The 15,260-nt window shown below is 66.6% G+C and carries 16 protein-coding genes; 10 read left to right on the top strand and 6 right to left on the bottom strand.

Going from position 1 to position 15,260, the window contains the following annotated elements; all coding sequences use genetic code 11:
• Positions 1-61 precede the first annotated feature (61 nt).
• Positions 62-682 (bottom strand): TetR/AcrR family transcriptional regulator, encoded by a 621-nt coding sequence (locus tag CG716_RS00155; RefSeq protein WP_094475357.1) that lies wholly within the window; start codon positions 680-682, stop codon positions 62-64.
• Between the two features lie 76 nt (positions 683-758).
• Between CG716_RS00155 and CG716_RS00150 the strand changes: the two genes are divergently transcribed.
• Positions 759-1,640: an acyl-CoA thioesterase gene (locus CG716_RS00150; protein WP_094475902.1), complete on the top strand. Its 882-nt coding sequence runs from the start codon at positions 759-761 to the stop codon at positions 1,638-1,640.
• A 4-nt stretch (positions 1,641-1,644) separates the two neighbouring features.
• Positions 1,645-2,307, top strand: coding sequence for a DUF427 domain-containing protein (locus CG716_RS00145; RefSeq protein WP_094475356.1), 663 nt, complete (start codon positions 1,645-1,647; stop codon positions 2,305-2,307).
• Here CG716_RS00145 and ypfJ read toward each other — a convergent pair.
• Positions 2,304-3,185 (bottom strand): KPN_02809 family neutral zinc metallopeptidase, encoded by an 882-nt coding sequence (ypfJ, locus tag CG716_RS00140; RefSeq protein ID WP_094475900.1) that lies wholly within the window; start codon positions 3,183-3,185, stop codon positions 2,304-2,306. The two genes, CG716_RS00145 and ypfJ, sit on opposite strands and share 4 nt — an antisense overlap.
• 23 nt (positions 3,186-3,208) lie before the next feature.
• Between ypfJ and CG716_RS00135 the strand changes: the two genes are divergently transcribed.
• Positions 3,209-4,687, top strand: coding sequence for a carboxylesterase/lipase family protein (locus CG716_RS00135; RefSeq protein WP_094475355.1), 1,479 nt, complete (start codon positions 3,209-3,211; stop codon positions 4,685-4,687).
• Positions 4,688-4,692: 5 nt separating this feature from the next.
• On the opposite strand, the gene CG716_RS00130 is transcribed toward CG716_RS00135, so the two are convergent.
• A complete protein-coding gene (locus CG716_RS00130; protein ID WP_094475898.1) occupies positions 4,693-5,181 on the bottom strand; it encodes an SRPBCC family protein in 489 nt (162 codons plus the stop codon).
• Between the two features lie 120 nt (positions 5,182-5,301).
• On the opposite strand from CG716_RS00130, the gene aspS reads away from it, so the two are divergent.
• Both aspS and CG716_RS00120 read left to right on the top strand, forming a co-directional pair.
• Positions 5,302-7,080, top strand: coding sequence for an aspartate--tRNA ligase (gene aspS / locus CG716_RS00125; RefSeq protein ID WP_094475354.1), 1,779 nt, complete (start codon positions 5,302-5,304; stop codon positions 7,078-7,080).
• Complete coding sequence (locus CG716_RS00120) at positions 7,077-7,505, top strand: nitroreductase/quinone reductase family protein (RefSeq protein WP_094475353.1); 429 nt, start codon at positions 7,077-7,079, stop codon at positions 7,503-7,505. The genes aspS and CG716_RS00120 overlap by 4 nt, the downstream gene beginning before the upstream one ends.
• On the opposite strand, the gene CG716_RS00115 is transcribed toward CG716_RS00120, so the two are convergent.
• The gene (locus CG716_RS00115; protein ID WP_094475352.1) at positions 7,506-7,700 is read right to left on the bottom strand and encodes a hypothetical protein; all 195 of its coding nucleotides are present in this window, start codon (positions 7,698-7,700) and stop codon (positions 7,506-7,508) included. It lies immediately after the preceding gene.
• A gap of 22 nt (positions 7,701-7,722) precedes the next feature.
• On the opposite strand from CG716_RS00115, the gene CG716_RS00110 reads away from it, so the two are divergent.
• The gene (locus CG716_RS00110; protein ID WP_133066836.1) at positions 7,723-7,983 is read left to right on the top strand and encodes a hypothetical protein; all 261 of its coding nucleotides are present in this window, start codon (positions 7,723-7,725) and stop codon (positions 7,981-7,983) included.
• 34 nt (positions 7,984-8,017) lie between these two features.
• Here the strand turns inward: CG716_RS00110 and CG716_RS00105 are convergent, their stop codons facing one another.
• The gene (locus tag CG716_RS00105) at positions 8,018-8,503 is read right to left on the bottom strand and encodes a DUF302 domain-containing protein (RefSeq protein ID WP_094475350.1); all 486 of its coding nucleotides are present in this window, start codon (positions 8,501-8,503) and stop codon (positions 8,018-8,020) included.
• Positions 8,504-8,508: 5 nt separating this feature from the next.
• Positions 8,509-9,711, bottom strand: coding sequence for a thiolase family protein (locus tag CG716_RS00100; protein WP_094475349.1), 1,203 nt, complete (start codon positions 9,709-9,711; stop codon positions 8,509-8,511).
• A gap of 94 nt (positions 9,712-9,805) precedes the next feature.
• On the opposite strand from CG716_RS00100, the gene CG716_RS00095 reads away from it, so the two are divergent.
• From CG716_RS00095 to CG716_RS00080, 4 genes are all read left to right on the top strand, one after another.
• A complete protein-coding gene (locus CG716_RS00095; protein ID WP_094475896.1) occupies positions 9,806-10,300 on the top strand; it encodes a winged helix-turn-helix transcriptional regulator in 495 nt (164 codons plus the stop codon).
• Positions 10,301-10,325: 25 nt separating this feature from the next.
• Complete coding sequence (locus tag CG716_RS00090; protein ID WP_094475348.1) at positions 10,326-11,657, top strand: condensation domain-containing protein; 1,332 nt, start codon at positions 10,326-10,328, stop codon at positions 11,655-11,657.
• Between the two features lie 279 nt (positions 11,658-11,936).
• The gene (locus CG716_RS00085) at positions 11,937-12,365 is read left to right on the top strand and encodes an MmpS family transport accessory protein (protein ID WP_094475894.1); all 429 of its coding nucleotides are present in this window, start codon (positions 11,937-11,939) and stop codon (positions 12,363-12,365) included.
• Positions 12,362-15,259, top strand: a complete 2,898-nt coding sequence (locus CG716_RS00080; protein WP_094475347.1) for an MMPL/RND family transporter — start codon at positions 12,362-12,364, stop codon at positions 15,257-15,259. The genes CG716_RS00085 and CG716_RS00080 overlap by 4 nt, the downstream gene beginning before the upstream one ends.
• Position 15,260 lies beyond the last annotated feature (1 nt).

Raw genomic sequence — 15,260 nt, 5'->3', positions numbered from 1 at the left:
CCACGTGGGTAGCCGGGTCAACACCCCGGTCGTAAAATGTGTGTCTACCTGCGGGAACGGTTTACGGAAGCAAGCCGCGGACGCAGAAGTCGTAAATATGCGCTGCGTCGATGGGCACACCGTTGAGTTCGGCGCCCAGGCTGCGTAAGCGCATCGCCCCGAGCACCGCCTGCATGATCAGCGCGGCGGCGGTTTCGGACTGCAAATCCTCGCGGAACGTGCCCTCGGCCTTACCGCGTTCCAGGATCTCGCTGATCAGCTGATGCAGCGGCGACAGCACGCGGGAGTACTCCTTGGGCAGGGACTCGGCGAGGTGATCGTTGTAGTAGGTCAGGCCCCGATTGATGCTGTCCTGCTTGGTGGATTCGGCCGGCGTGCAGATCCGGTCGATCAGCACGCGTATCGCCTCGGCGGCGGGCAGGTCGTCGGTGTCCCGGCGCCACTGCTTGGTCGACTCCGACATGATGTTGTCGATGAGCGCCAGCAGCAGCTCGTCTTTGGTGGTGAAGTGCTGGTAGAACGAGCGCAGCGACGTCTTGGAGCGCTCGACGACCTCCAGGACCGTGAAGTCGGTGCGGCCCGTCTCGGCCAGGATCGACAGGGCCGAGCGCATGAAGCGGCTCTCCCGCGAGTCTGGATCGGCGCGCAGGGCGCCGCGCGATCGTTCTTCGGCCTTGGCCATCGGGTCAGCTTATCGGTCGGGTTAAAGTGACGAGAATGACGTTACCGTTTTGGCACACGACGAGGTGAAAGAACACATGGCTTCAGATTCTGGCGAGAGCATTTGGACAGTGGCGCGTCTGCTCGACCTCTTCGACGTCGAGGCCGAGAGTCAGGACCGCTTCGTCGCCCCGACGGGCATCGCCGACGCCGACGAACGGCAGGTCGTCGAGGGCACGCAGGTGCTCGCCCAGGCCATTGTCGCGGCGGCAAAGCGCTTCGAGGGCAAGTCAATTCGTTCGGTGCACAGTGTCTTCGCCCGCGCGGTTCTGGTCGGGCCGCCGGTCGTTCTCGACATCGACGTCGTATCCGAGGGGCGCTCGACGGCCACTGCGTTCATCACCGCATCGCAGAACGGCAAGCGCTGCATGACCTTCACCGTGCTCGCCGACGTTCCCACCCCCGACGTGATACGCCACCATCTGCCGCGCCCGGCGGTCGCCGGACCCGATGGGGCCAACGACTGCGAAATGCCCATGGCGGGACGGCAAATCAAGCTCGTCGACGTCGTCGACATCAACAGCCCTGACGAGGTAGGCCCGCCCGAGGTCTACGCGTGGCTGCACTACGAGCCGATCCCGGCCCGCGACGACCTCGCCAAGGCGCTGATCGCCTACTTCACCGGCCATCTGGGCATCTCGACGACCATGCGCGCGCACGCCGGCATCGGCACCGCGCAGTCGCACCTCACGGTCTCGACCGCGCCGATGACCGTCACGGTGAGCTTTCACGAGCCGGTCAGCTGGAGCGGCTGGCTGCTCTACACCCACGAGAGCACCCAGGTCGGTGCCGGCATGTCCTACATACGCGGCGCGGTCCACACCGAGGAGGGCGAGTTGATCGCGTCCTTCACGCAGGATGCGTTGATCCGTCCGCTGCGGGTCACCGACAACGCCATCGCCGCCGAAGCCCGGATCTGAGCCGATGAGTCTGGTCGCCGGCCGCGGCCCACTCGGTCCGGACCGGGCCGGCTGGTTCTCCGCGCCGGTGGCTGAGCCCATCGTCTACGTTGAACCGCATCCGCGCCGGGTGCAGGGCTTGCGCGGCGGGCAGCCGGTCATCGACACCGAACGAGCGCTGATGGTCCACCGCGCCGGGGCGCCGCTGAGCTACGTGTTTCCGGTCGGTGAAACAGCTGATCTGCCAACCGAACCCGAAGAGGCGGCACCCGGCTACGTGCGGGTGGCCTGGGATGCCGTCGACACCTGGGTGGAGGAGGGGCGCACCCTGGTGCACTACCCGCCCAACCCTTACCACCGGGTCGACTGCAGGCCCACCCGGCGGCGGCTGCGCGTCGAGGTCGCCGGCGAGGTGCTGGTGGATACCGATGAAACCGTCATCGTGTTCGAAACCGCGCTGGCGCCAAGGCTCTACGTCGCTCCTGTTCATGTGCGCACCGACCTGCTGCGGCGCACGGCCACGTCGAGCTACTGCAACTACAAGGGCTATGCGACTTACTGGGCGGCCGGGGGCGTCGAGGACCTGGCCTGGAGCTACCAGGAACCGTTACCCGAAACCCTGACCATCACAGGCTATTTCAGTTTCGACCCGGATCGTGTCGACATGACTGCCGAACTGCCCGGCTAGCCGAGGTTTCCGGCCTTGAACGTGTCGCACTGCTTGGGATCGCCGGTCTGGTACCCGATGGTGAACCACTTCTGCCGCTCGGCCGACGAGCCATGGGTCCACTGCTCGGGGTTGATCCGCCCGGTGGCCTGCTTCTGAATCCGGTCGTCACCCACCGACGCCGCGGCCGACAGCGCATCGGCAATGTCCTTATCGGTCAACGGTTCTAGGTATGTCACGTCGGTGCCGGGCTGCTTGGTGACCGCCGCGAAGTGCGCCCAGATCCCGGCGTAGCAGTCGGCCTGCAGTTCGGTGCGCACGCCGTTGCCACCGGCGCCTGTGGCGCCCTGCTGGGCGCGGCCGAGCACGCCGAGCAGATCCTGCACGTGGTGGCCGTACTCGTGGGCCACGACGTACTCCTGTGCCAACGGCCCACCGCTGGAACCGAATTGGGTTTTGAGCACGTTGAAGAAGTCGGTGTCGAAGTATGCGGTCTTGTCCACCGGACAGTAGAACGGGCCGACGTCGCTGGTCGCCGGTCCGCAGCCGGTCTGCACCTGGTTCTTGAACAGCATCATCTTGGGGCGGGTGTAGCCCTTGAGCAGGTTTGCCCACACCCCGTCCACGGAGTTGCCGGTGGCCACCACCCGGCACTCGACGTACTCGTTGGCGTCGGCACCCGTCTTGCACTTGCTCAGGTCGTAGCCCGAGGACTGCTCGGCGCCGGGTGGCAGGGCCGTCTGCTGGCTGAGCACCTGGCCGGGATCGACCCCGAGGAACACCGCCAGCAGCACCACCACAAGGCCGCCGAGGCCACCGCCGATGGCGATACCGCGACCGGAGCCGCCGCCGGTGGACGTGGTGCTCGTGTCGATCTGCATACCCTCGTTGAAGGTCATGGTCATCACACTACGATTCAGTCGTGGCCGTCGTCGCGGATCCGTCGACCGTGGTTTACACCTCCCTCGGCGCCGTGCGCGGCACGACCGAAGGTGGCGTCCGGGTATGGCGCGGCATGCCCTACGCCGAACAGCCGGTCGGGGAGCGCCGATTTCGCGCGCCCATCCCACTGCGGCCTTGGTCGGACGTGCGCGACGCCGTCGAGCACGGACCCGTGCCTCCGCAGGGCCGCTCGTTCGTCGGCGGCGGCCGCGACGATCCGAAGATCCGCGACGAAGCCTGCCTGACCCTCACTGTGTGGGCTCCCGAGACAGACACTCCGCTGCCCGTCATGGTCTGGATCCCCGGCGGTGCCTTCGTCTACGGCGCCGGACAGCTGCAGCTCTACAACGGCTCGCGGCTGGCCGCCAACGGCGACGTGGTCGTGGTCAATGTGACCTACCGGCTCGGTGTGTTCGGCGGATTCGAACTCGGCGATCTGGGCGACGGTTTCGCCGACAACCTGTGCCTGCGCGACCAGATCGCGGCGCTGCGCTGGGTGCAGGACAATATCGCCGCGTTCGGCGGAGACCCCCAGCGCGTCACCATCTTCGGCGAATCGGCAGGGGCGACGTCGGTGCTCGCGCTGCTGGCCAGTCCGGCGGGCGCGGGCCTGTTCGCCCGGGCGATCGCCCAGAGTCCGGCGCTGCCACTGATCGCCGACCACGCCACCCGGGCCCGGCGGGCCCACGAGTTCGTCGATGTCGTCGGGGCCGATCCCGCCGCGTTCCCGGTCCTGCCTCAGCGGGTGCTGCGCCGGGCGGCCGGCGAGATGCAGCGCCGGAGTGCGGCCGCGACCCCGACGCTGGCCTACGGCCTCACCTACGGGGTCGACCTGCTGCCGCGCCACCCGATCGAGGCGGCCAGAGCCGGCGAGGTCAATCCCGTGCCGCTGATCATCGGCACCAACAGCCACGAGGCGTCGATGTTCGCCTGGACCAAGCCGCCGATGCTGCCTACCACGCGGGAGTCCATCGACGACTACTTCGACCGGGTGGCGCCGGAGGCGCGCGGCCGGGTGCTGGCCGGCTACCCGGACTATCCGCGCCGGCGGGCTCAGGTCGCGGTGGGCTCCGACGTCATGTTCGGAGCGCCGACGTGGGCATTCGCCGACGCCTACAGTCCGCACGCGACGACGCACGTCTACCGGTTCGACCACACCACGTGGACCTTGCGGATGCTGGGCCTCGGCGCCACTCACGGCAGCGAGATCGTGCACATCCAGCACAGTTACGGCTCGTATCTGGGTCGCAAGCTGCATCCGCTCGGCCGTCGGGTTCAGCCCGCGGTGGGGCGCCGGATGCAACGCACCTGGCTGAACTTCGCCATCGAGGGTGCGCTCAACGATTGGCCGCGCTACGACACCGCGCGGCGGCGCACCCGCGTCATCCGCTCCAACCGCGACGTGTCCGTCGACGATCCGGACGCCCAGCGCAGGGAGGCGTGGTCAGGCCTGTACTGAGTCGACTAGCCGTACAGCTTGTCGGTGTAGCGGCGCAGGTTGGCCAGGAACCACTTGAACGACAGGTTCATCAGCGGACCGCCGAGTACCAGTCCCAGCCGGGCCGGCCCGTTCGCGCTCTGCGCCATCGTCCAGGTGAGGCGGCAGCCGCCCGGCGTCTCCACCACCGTGTACTCCTCGGCGAACGCGGCCACCACCTTGTTCGAGCAGGTGTTGAACCGGAACGCCAAGTAGGTGAACGGCTCCCAGGCCAGGAACTCCTCCTCGCCGACCAGGCCGCCGAGCATGTCGACCGTTCGGGTGGTGCCGACGCCGTAAGGCGGGGGGCTGGTCCAGGTGACGTTGGTGATGACTTTCGCCCACTTGGGCCAGGCGTCGGCATCGGCGAGGACATCGAAGAGCTGCTGGGGCGTGATGGCGAGGTCCACGCTGTTGGAGAAGCGGAACGGCGCGCTTTTGATCCAGTCCAGGTCGACCAGCTCGCAGGGATACATCGTGGTCATCGGGCTACCTCCGCGCCGACCATACACCGAGGTGACGAATGTCCGGTCGGGTCCACCTCATAGACTGAGCAGTCGTTTCGCCATCCTTTCCAGACCTCCAGGGAGTTTCTAGTGCTGCGCAGTCATGCCGCCGGTACATTGCGGGCCACCGACGCCGGGCGGACGGTCACCCTGGCCGGCTGGGTCGCACGCCGGCGGGACCACGGCGGCGTCATCTTCATCGACCTGCGCGACGGGTCGGGCGTCTCCCAGGTGGTCTTCCGCGACGCCGATGTGCTGGCTCAGGCGCACCGGCTGCGCGCCGAATTCTGTGTGGCCGTGGAGGGTGTGGTCGAGGTCCGCCCCGAGGGCAACGCCAACGCCGAGATCCCCACCGGCGAGATCGAAGTCAACGCGACGTCGCTGACGGTGCTGGGGGAGAGCGCCCCGCTGCCGTTCCAGCTCGACGAGCAGCCAGGTGAGGAAGCCCGGCTCAAGTACCGCTATCTCGACCTGCGCCGCGAAGGTGGCCCGGGTGACGCGATCCGGTTGCGCTCCAAGGTCAATGCGGCCGCACGCTCGGTGCTGGCCAGCCACGACTTCGTCGAAATCGAAACGCCGACGCTGACCCACTCGACACCGGAGGGTGCACGCGACTTTCTGGTCCCAGCCCGGCTGCAGCCCGGCTCGTTCTACGCGCTGCCGCAGAGCCCGCAGCTGTTCAAGCAGTTGCTCATGGTGGCGGGCATGGAGCGCTACTACCAGATCGCGCGCTGCTACCGCGACGAGGATTTCCGCGCCGACCGGCAGCCCGAGTTCACCCAGCTGGACATGGAGATGAGCTTCGTCGACGCCGAGGACGTCATCGCCGTCTCGGAAGAGGTGCTGCGGGCGGTATGGTCCACGATCGGCTACGACCTGCCGACGCCGATCCCGCGGATGTGTTACGCCGAGGCCATGGGCCGGTTCGGATCCGACAAGCCCGACCTGCGGTTCGCGGTGGAGCTCGTCGAGTGCACCGAGTACTTCAAGGACACCCCGTTCCGGGTCTTCCAGGCGCCCTACGTCGGCGCCGTGGTGATGGCCGGCGGCGCATCGCAGCCGCGCCGGACGCTGGACGGCTGGCAGGAATTCGCCAAACAGCGTGGGCACAAGGGGCTGGCCTATGTGCTCGTCGGCGAGGACGGTGAACTGACCGGCCCGGTCGCCAAGAACCTGTCCGACGCTGAACGTGCCGGCCTGGCCGCCCATGTCGGCGCCACGCCGGGGGACTGCGTGTTCTTCGCCGCCGGTACTCCCAAGGGTGCCCGGGCGCTGCTGGGCGCGACGCGTATCGAAATCGCCAAGCGGCTTGACCTCATCGATCCGAACGCGTGGGCCTTCACCTGGATCGTGAAGTGGCCGCTGTTCGAGCCGGCTGACGACGCGACGGCAGCCGGCGACGTCGCGGTGGGTTCGGGGAACTGGACCGCGGTGCACCACGCGTTCACCTCACCCATGCCCGAGTCGGAGGCGACGTTCGACACCGACCCCGGTTCGGCGCTGGCCAACGCCTACGACATCGTGTGCAACGGCAACGAGATCGGCGGCGGATCCATCCGTATTCACCGCCGCGACGTCCAAGAGCGGGTCTTCGCCATGATGGGCATCGACGAGGCAGAGGCGCAGGAGAAATTCGGCTTCCTGTTGGACGCGTTCACCTTTGGCGCGCCGCCACATGGCGGTATCGCCTTCGGCTGGGATCGCATCGTGGCGCTTCTGGCCGGGGTGGACTCGATCCGCGAGGTGATCGCATTCCCGAAGTCCGGCGGCGGCGTCGACCCGCTGACCGATGCGCCGGCCCCGATCACCGCCCAGCAGCGCAAGGAATCCGGAATAGATTTCAAGCCCGAGAAGCTGGACAAGCCATGACTTTCCCTGACAAGTCCGCCTTGGACGATTACAACAACAGCATCGTCGAGGAGTTTCGCGCCAACGCCGGTGTGGTCGGCGGTCCGTTCGAGGGCCGGACGCTGTTACTGCTCACCACCACCGGCGCCAAGTCGGGTAAGAAGCGGCTCGCGCCGCTGGCCTACATGACGGTCGACGGCAAGATGATCATCATCGGCTCGAAGGCCGGCGCCGACACCAATCCCGACTGGGTGCACAACCTGCGGGCCAACCCGCAGGCTCATATCGAGGTCGGCACGGATGCCTACGACGTGGTCGCCCGCGAGCTGCCCCTCGACGAGCGGGACGCGGCCTACCCGAAGATCGTGGCGGTGGCACCCGGGTTCGGCGAGTACCAGGCCAAGACCAGCCGGGTCATCCCGCTGTTCGAGCTGACCCGGGTGTAGTTACTTCAGGTTTGGGCACACCTGCTTGAGCCAATCAGTGATCGCGTTCCGATTGGTGTCGAGCTCGGCATCGTTGGGCTGGGCGCCGACGGTGGTGACGAAGTGCTCGATGGCGGCCTTCACCGGGTCGGGAGGGCTGTACTTCTCGAGCGTGTCAGCGTTGGCCTGCGCCTTGTCGGTACTGCTGGCGATCATCAGATTGTCTTTGGCGAAGCCGATGTCAAGGCAGGTGGAGTCGTCTAATGCGCCGGCCGGCGCGGCCGCGGACGACGAGGTCGCTGTCGCCGAGCTGGACTGCGTGGCAGACGCATTTGAGGATGGCGTCGTACTCGACGTCGATCCCGAGGACGAATCGTTGCTCGAGCACCCCGCCGCCATCAGTGCCACGGCCGCGATTCTTGCGATTGACAACCGATTCAGCTGCATCGGCACGAGTATTGCCCAGCGAGCCGCACTTCGGTGTCGTTACGGGCGCTGAACGTCGGGCGCTGTACGTCGGGCGCCGACCTGCACTAGGTGACCTTGGCCGCCAGCGCCGTCAACTTGGCATCGAGTTGCTCGGCTGCACCGAGCAGCGCCGGATTCGGCTCGACGACCATCAACGACGACGGCTTGACGTACGTCAGGCTGCTATGGCCGTCCTCCTCGTCGAGAAGCAACAACTCGACGGGGGCGAACAGGGCCGCCGTCACGTCGTGACGAATCATGGTGATGGCGATCAGCGGGTTGCCGAGAATCACGCGCATCGCCTTGCGCTCGATGCCGGCCTTCGGGATCCAGCCACCGTGGTCGAGTAATGCGAACAGCATGAATCCACTGGGCCCGACGAACTTTTCGACCGTCTCCTGGTATGAGCGCCAATCACCGCTCGCCGCGCTGATCTCATTGATGGGCACGGGCTGCTCGCCGATGTCGGCGAGCAGCGCGGCCAATAGTTCGTCGTAGCTTTTGGCGCTGTCGTGGCGCACCCGTACTCCGGTGAACGGGGTCTCGGACATGGCGCTCAGCCCAGCCGCTCGATGATCGTGGCGTTGGCCATGCCGCCGCCCTCACACATGGTCTGCAGGCCGTAGCGCCCGCCGCGCTGCGCAAGCGCGTTGACCAGCGTGGTCATGATCCGCGCGCCGCTGGCACCCAGTGGGTGCCCGATCGCGATCGCGCCGCCGTTGACGTTGGTCTTGGAAAGGATGTCGGAGTGAGATCCTCCGCCGATGTCCTTTGCCCACGAGAGCACCACCGGTGCGAACGCCTCGTTCACCTCGAACAGGTCGATGTCCGACAGCGACAGCCCGGCTCGCGACAGCACCTTCTCCGTCGCCGGGATGACGCCGGTCAGCATGTAGAGCGGATCGGAGCCGACGACCGTGGTGGTGTGGATGCGGGCCAGTGGGCGCCAGCCGTGCTTGCGCGCCACCTCGGAGGTGGTGATCAAGACGGCGGCGCTGCCGTCGGACAGTGGCGAGGAGTTGCCGGGCGTGATCTCCCAGTTGATCTGCGGGAAGCGCGCCGCGACGGCCTCGTGGTAGAACGCGGGCTTGAGTCCCGCGAGGGTGTCTACCGTGGTGCCCGGGCGGATGATCTCGTCGGTCTGCAGACCCGCGATCGGGGCCAACTCGTTGTCGAAGAACCCATCCTTGGTGGCCCGGGCGGCCTTCTCGTGGCTACCGGCGGAGAACTCGTCGAGCTCGGTGCGCGATAGCCCCCAGCGTGCGGCGATCAGTTCAGCGCTGATGCCCTGGGGTACCAGTCCTTCGGAGTAGCGCTCCGCGAACCGGGTGCCGAACGGGTCGCTGCCCGGCAGCACCGACGACCCCATCGGGACGCGGCTCATCGACTCGACGCCGCCGGCGACCACGATGTCGTAGGCGCCGGCGATGACCCCCTGCGCGGCAAAGGAAATCGCCTGCTGGCTGGAGCCGCACTGGCGATCGACGGTCGTACCGGGAACCGACTCGGGGAAGCCCGCACCCAGCAGTGCGTTGCGAGCGATGTTGACGGCCTGGTCGCCCACCTGCGTGACGGCGCCGGCGATGACGTCGTCGATCTCGGCGGGGTCGACGCCGGTACGGGCGACGACCTCGGACAGGCTGTGGGCCAGCAGATCCGCGGGTAGCACCCCGTGCAGCGCACCGCCTGGCTTGCCCTTGCCGATCGGTGTGCGGACCGCTTCGACGATGACGGCGTCGCGTCCTGCGTAACCGGCCATGATGTCCTCCTGAACTCGTCGCTGAGTAAAGCTTGCTGTACTCAGCTATAACACCTAGGTATAGTTAAAACAACTCAGAAAGAAAGTGACGTCCGTGACAGTGCTGCAGGGCCCCCTGGTCGACCGCGACGCCTGGTCGGCGGTCGGCAAATGCCCGATTGAGAAGACCATGGCAGTGATCGGCACCAAGTCGGCGATGCTGATCCTGCGGGAGGCCTACTACGGCACCACCCGCTTCGACGACTTCGCCCGGCGGGTGGGTATCACCAAGGCCGCCACCTCGGCGCGGCTGGCCGAACTGGTCGACGCCGGTCTGCTGACGAGGCGGCCCTACCGCGAGCCGGGTCAGCGAGTCCGGGACGAGTACGTGCTGACCGAAGCGGGCACCGACCTCATGCCGGTGGTGTGGTCGATGTTCGAGTGGGGCCGGCGCCACCTCAGCAATGACAGCAGGCTGCGGCTGACCCACCTGGAGTGCGGGGCCGATGCGACCGTCGAAATTCGTTGTGCCGAAGGTCATCTCGTGCCGCCGTCCGAACTCGGTGTGGAACTCAAGCGGAAAGGCGGTGCGGCGCCTGCGTCGAGGTAGCGCCACCCCCGCCTAACATGACGGTGTGGACTCCACGTTGGCGTACATCGACCAGGGATCATTCCTCGGCCTGCGGGCGCTCGGTCGAGGCCCACTTGCCCAGTACGGCTGGATCTATGAGCACCCAGTAGACGTCGACGCCCTCCGGCGGTTTCACTACAACCTCGGCCACGGCCTGCTCGGGCGCCGCGTCGAACGCTCGCCCCTGCCATTCGGGCGCGACCGCTGGGTGACGTGGACCGGGCCCACCGACGTCGATATCTCGGCCACCATCCGCCCGCGTGGCGAGGCGATGGCCTGGCTTGACGAGCAGCTGCGCGTCCCGATCGACCCCGAGAAGGGGCCGTCCTGGCGCCTGGCCATGCAACCGCTGGACACCGGCGGCGCGGTCATCACGCTGGTGGCCTCGCACACGGTCTGTGACGGCCTGGCGCTGACCCAGGCGATCAACCAGGCCGCCAGTGGCCAGACGTGGGACCTCGGCTATCCGCAGCCGGGGGCGCGCACGCGCGCTCAGGCGTTACGCCAGGACGCCGCCGCGATCCTGCGGGCGATTCCCGATTTCGCCAACGCGGTCGTCGCCGCCGTCCGGTTGGCCCGTAACAACCTGGGCGAGTTGTCCTCGTCGGCCGGGCGCTCTGCTCCGGCGCCCGCCAGCCTCGGCGGCGCTCGTTCCGTCACCGTGCCCGCAGTGGTGTCCTACATCGACGAGGGTCAGTGGCGTGAGCGCATGGAAAGCCTTGGTGGAACGAGTAATTCGCTGTTCGCCGGGATCGGCGCGAAGCTCGGCCAAACCCTGGGGCGGGTCGACGACCGGGGCCTGGTGCGGCTGCAGTTCCCGGTCAGTGAACGCACCGAAGGCGATACCAGGGCCAATGCGCTGACCGGAATGACTCTGATCATCGACCCGGCCGACGTCACAAGCAGCCTGCGAGACGTGCGCGCCGAACTGAAGAGAAGCCTGTCCGCGCTATCCGAGGCGCGCTTCGAGCTGCTGGGTCCGGTGGCGCTCGCGCCGCTGATCCCGGCTGCTCTGGCGCGCCGGCTCGAGGGGATGGCACTTGGTGCGGGCGCCCCGGTCGGATGCTCCAACCTCGGCAGGCTGGAACCCCCGGTAAATCGGCCCGACGGCACCGATGCCGAATGCATCGTGGTGCGGCAGATCGAGTCCAAGACCCCGGCCGAACTTCTGGACCGGCTCGGCGGCACGCTGTTCCTGGCGTCGGGCCAGGTGAACGGGAAGGTTTCGCTCTCGGTCTCGGCCTGGCGCCCGGGCGGACCGAACAGTAAGGACCAGCTGAAGACCACGGTCGCGCAGGTGCTTCACGAATTCGGGCTCACCCCCACGATCGAATAGAAGGTGTGGTGTGACGCCCGGGGGAGCTTTGGTGACCCATGAGGCTGATCACACGGGTTATGCTGACGAGATCCGTTAGTCCTACTATGTAGCGGTGCTAAATGCAGCCGCGGTTAATCGACAGGCTGAACTGCAAGGCCAGAAGGGGGGCGGGTCGTGACCTTGGAGAGCCAGACCTACACCACCTCCGGTGCGTCGGCATCCGGCGACGCCCAGGCCGGCCCAGGTCAGCAGGAGACGCAGCCCGGCGGGCGACGCGCCAAACGGCGCGGGGGACCGTTGCATCTCTTGCGCAGAGTGTGGCTGCCCGTCGTCATCGTCATCGTGGTCGCGATCGCCGGATTCGGCGTCTACCGCCTGCACGGTGTGTTCGGCAAGACGGAAACCACCCGCCCCGGCAGTGGGCTGGCCAACGACACCAAGCCGTTCAACCCGAAGACCGTCGTGTACGAGATCTACGGGCCGCCGGGAACCGTCGCGACCATCAACTACCTCGACCTCGACGCCACGCCGCAGATCGTCCGGGACGTCACCCTTCCGTGGTCTCTCACCTTGACGACCACCGCGCCGGCGGCCTCGGCCAACATCGTCGCCCAGGGCGACAGTGACAACATCAGCTGCCGGATCACGGTCAACGGCGAACTCAAGGACGAAAAAACCTCGACCGGGGTGAACGCCCAGACCTTCTGCCTGGTCAAGTCCGCATGATCACACTGAACAAAAAAGACAAGCCGCAATCCGACGAGCACGGCAAGCGCCCGCACATCGCGCAGTGGGTTCGCTGGCTGTCCGTTCCGATCATCCTGGGTTGGCTGGCGCTCACCGTCATCACCAATATCGTGGTGCCGCAGGTCGAGGTGGTCGGCCAGCAGCAGTCGGTGCCGATGTCGGCGATGGACGCGCCCTCGTCCGTCGCGATGAGCACGATCGGCTCGACGTTCCAGGAGTTCAAGTCGAACACCTCGGTGATGATCGTGCTGGAGAGCGACCAGCCGCTGGGCGACGCGGCGCACCAGTACTACGACGAGGTCATCAAGAAGCTCAACGCCGACAAGACACACGTCGAGCACATCCAGGACTTCTGGAGTGACCCGCTGACCGCGGCGGGCTCGCAGAGCTCCGACGGCAAATCCGCCTACGTGCAGGCCTATCTGGCCGGCAACATGGGCGAGGGACTGGCCAACGAGTCGGTCGAGGCCGTCAAGAAGATCGTCGACAGCGTGCCCACGCCGCCCGGGCTCAAGACCTACGTGACCGGGTCTGCGGCGCTGATCAACGACACCCACATCGCCGGTGACCGAAGCCTCAAGATCATCACCGGCCTGACGTTCGGTGTCATCACCGTGATGCTGCTGTTCGTCTACCGCTCGATCGTCACCGTGCTGCTGGCGCTGTTCATGGTGTTCCTCGAACTGGCTGCGGCCCGCGGTGTGGTGGCCTTCCTGGGGTATCACCACCTGATCGGGCTATCGACGTTCGCGGTGAACCTGCTCGTCATGGTGGCGATCGCCGCCGGCACCGACTATGTGATCTTCCTGTTCGGCCGCTATCAGGAGGCTCGAAGTAAGGGCGCCACTACCGAGGCGGCCTACTACGAGATGTATCACGGCACCGGCCACGTGATCGTCGGGTCGGGCCTGACCATCGCCGGTGCGCTGTTCTGCCTGCACTTCACCCGCAGCCCGATGTTCAGCTCCATGGGCATCCCGCTGTTCGTCGGCATGCTGGTGGTGGTTGCCGCCGCGATGACGCTTGGCCCCTCCGTCGTCACGGTGGCCAGCCGCTTCGGACGGCTGGAGCCCAAACGGGCGTCGCGCGAACGATTCTGGCGCCGCATCGGCACGGCCGTCGTGCGATGGCCCGGGCCCATCCTGGTCGCGACGACCTTCGTCTGCCTGATCGGGCTGCTGGCGCTGCCCGGCTACCGCACGGATTACAACGACCGGCACTACCTGCCGCCGGACATCCCGGCCAGTGAAGGTTTCGCCGCCGCCGAGCGGCACTTCCCGGAGGCTCGTCTGAGCCCCGAGCTGCTGATGCTGCAGAGCGACCACGATCTGCGTAACTCCGCGGACTTCCTGGTCATCGACCGCGTGGCCAAGGCCATCTTCCACACGCCGGGCATCGGGCGGGTGCAGACCATCACCCGGCCGCTGGGCACCCCGATCGAGCACAGCTCGATCCCGTTCCTGCTGGGCATGCAGGGCACCACGCAGTCGCTGAACCGGTCCTACATGCAGGACCGCATGAAGGACCTGCTGAAGATGGGCGACGACATGAACGTCTCCATCAACACTATGACGCAGATGTATGACCTGCTGGGGCAGCTCAACGCGGTCACCCACAGCATGGTCACCAAGATGGATCTGACGCTGGCCGACATCCAGACGCTGCGCGACAACATCGCCAACTTCGACGATTTCTTCCGGCCGATCCGTAATTATCTCTACTGGGAACCGCACTGCTACGACATCCCGATGTGCTGGTCTATCAGGTCGGTGTTCGACACCCTCGACGGCATCGACACGATGACCGACGACTTCCAGACCCTGGTGCCCGACCTGCACAAGCTGGACCTGCTCACCGCTCAGATGCGCATGTTGATGCCGCCGATGATCGACACGATGAAGTCGATGCGGACCATGCAGCTGACCATGGAGAGCACCCAGGCCGGCCAGCAGGACCAGATGGCGGCCATGCAGGACAACCAGAGCGCGATGGGCAAGGCGTTCGACGACTCCAAGAACGACGACTCGTTCTACCTTCCGCCCGAGGCGTTCGACAATCCGGACTTCAAGCGCGGTATGAAGATGTTCTTGTCACCGGACGGAAAAGCGGTGCGGTTCATCATCTCTCACGAGGGTGATCCGATGTCGCCGGAAGGCCTCACCCACGTCGACCCGATCAAGAACGCGGCGTTCGAGGCCATCAAGGGCACCCCGCTCGAGGGCTCCAAGCTCTATCTCGCCGGCACCGCAGCCAGCTTCAAAGACATGCAGGACAGCGCCGACTACGACATCATGATCGCCGGCGTGGCCGCGCTGTGCCTGATCTTCGTCATCATGCTGATCATCACGCGGGCCGTGGTGGCCTCCGCGGTGATCGTGGGCACGGTGGTGTTGTCTCTGGGCACGTCATTCGGCTTGTCGGTGCTGATCTGGCAGGACCTGATCGGCCGGCCATTGCACTGGATGGTGCTGATCATGGCGGTCATCATCCTGCTGGCGGTCGGTTCGGACTACAACCTGCTGCTGGTGGCCCGCCTCAAGGAGGAGATCCCGGCGGGCCTGCGCACCGGCATCATCCGGGCGATGGGCGGTAGTGGTTCGGTGGTCACCTCGGCCGGACTGGTGTTCGCGGTGACCATGGCGGCCATGGCGTTCAGTGAGCTGACGATCCTGGCGCAGGTCGGTACCACCATCGGTATGGGCCTGTTGGTCGACACCCTGGTGATCCGGTCGTTCATGACACCCTCGATAGCGGCGCTGTTGGGTCGCTGGTTCTGGTGGCCGCAGCGGGTGCGTCCCCGCCCGGTGCCCAGCCCGTGGCCGACGCCGCAGACGTCGAACACCGAGCCGATCAAGGTCGAATCGCAGGCCTAGC

The organism is Mycolicibacterium sphagni (assembly GCF_002250655.1).
GTDB classification, from domain to species: domain Bacteria; phylum Actinomycetota; class Actinomycetes; order Mycobacteriales; family Mycobacteriaceae; genus Mycobacterium; species Mycobacterium sphagni.
This window is presented reverse-complemented; position numbering and strand designations above follow the sequence as displayed.

What these genes read in the sequence shown, in the direction of transcription:
- CG716_RS00150 (WP_094475902.1), top strand. Translation starts at nt 759, where the DNA reads ATGGCTTCAGATTCTGGCGAGAGCATTTGGACAGTGGCGCGTCTGCTC.
- CG716_RS00120 (WP_094475353.1), top strand. Translation starts at nt 7,077, where the DNA reads ATGACTTTCCCTGACAAGTCCGCCTTGGACGATTACAACAACAGCATC.
- CG716_RS00110 (WP_133066836.1), top strand. Translation starts at nt 7,723, where the DNA reads ATGTCAAGGCAGGTGGAGTCGTCTAATGCGCCGGCCGGCGCGGCCGCG.
- CG716_RS00105 (WP_094475350.1), bottom strand. Translation starts at nt 8,503, where the DNA reads ATGTCCGAGACCCCGTTCACCGGAGTACGGGTGCGCCACGACAGCGCC.
- CG716_RS00155 (WP_094475357.1), bottom strand. Translation starts at nt 682, where the DNA reads ATGGCCAAGGCCGAAGAACGATCGCGCGGCGCCCTGCGCGCCGATCCA.
- CG716_RS00145 (WP_094475356.1), top strand. Translation starts at nt 1,645, where the DNA reads ATGAGTCTGGTCGCCGGCCGCGGCCCACTCGGTCCGGACCGGGCCGGC.
- CG716_RS00115 (WP_094475352.1), bottom strand. Translation starts at nt 7,700, where the DNA reads ATGATCGCCAGCAGTACCGACAAGGCGCAGGCCAACGCTGACACGCTC.
- ypfJ (WP_094475900.1), bottom strand. Translation starts at nt 3,185, where the DNA reads ATGACCTTCAACGAGGGTATGCAGATCGACACGAGCACCACGTCCACC.
- CG716_RS00100 (WP_094475349.1), bottom strand. Translation starts at nt 9,711, where the DNA reads ATGGCCGGTTACGCAGGACGCGACGCCGTCATCGTCGAAGCGGTCCGC.
- CG716_RS00080 (WP_094475347.1), top strand. Translation starts at nt 12,362, where the DNA reads ATGATCACACTGAACAAAAAAGACAAGCCGCAATCCGACGAGCACGGC.
- CG716_RS00130 (WP_094475898.1), bottom strand. Translation starts at nt 5,181, where the DNA reads ATGTATCCCTGCGAGCTGGTCGACCTGGACTGGATCAAAAGCGCGCCG.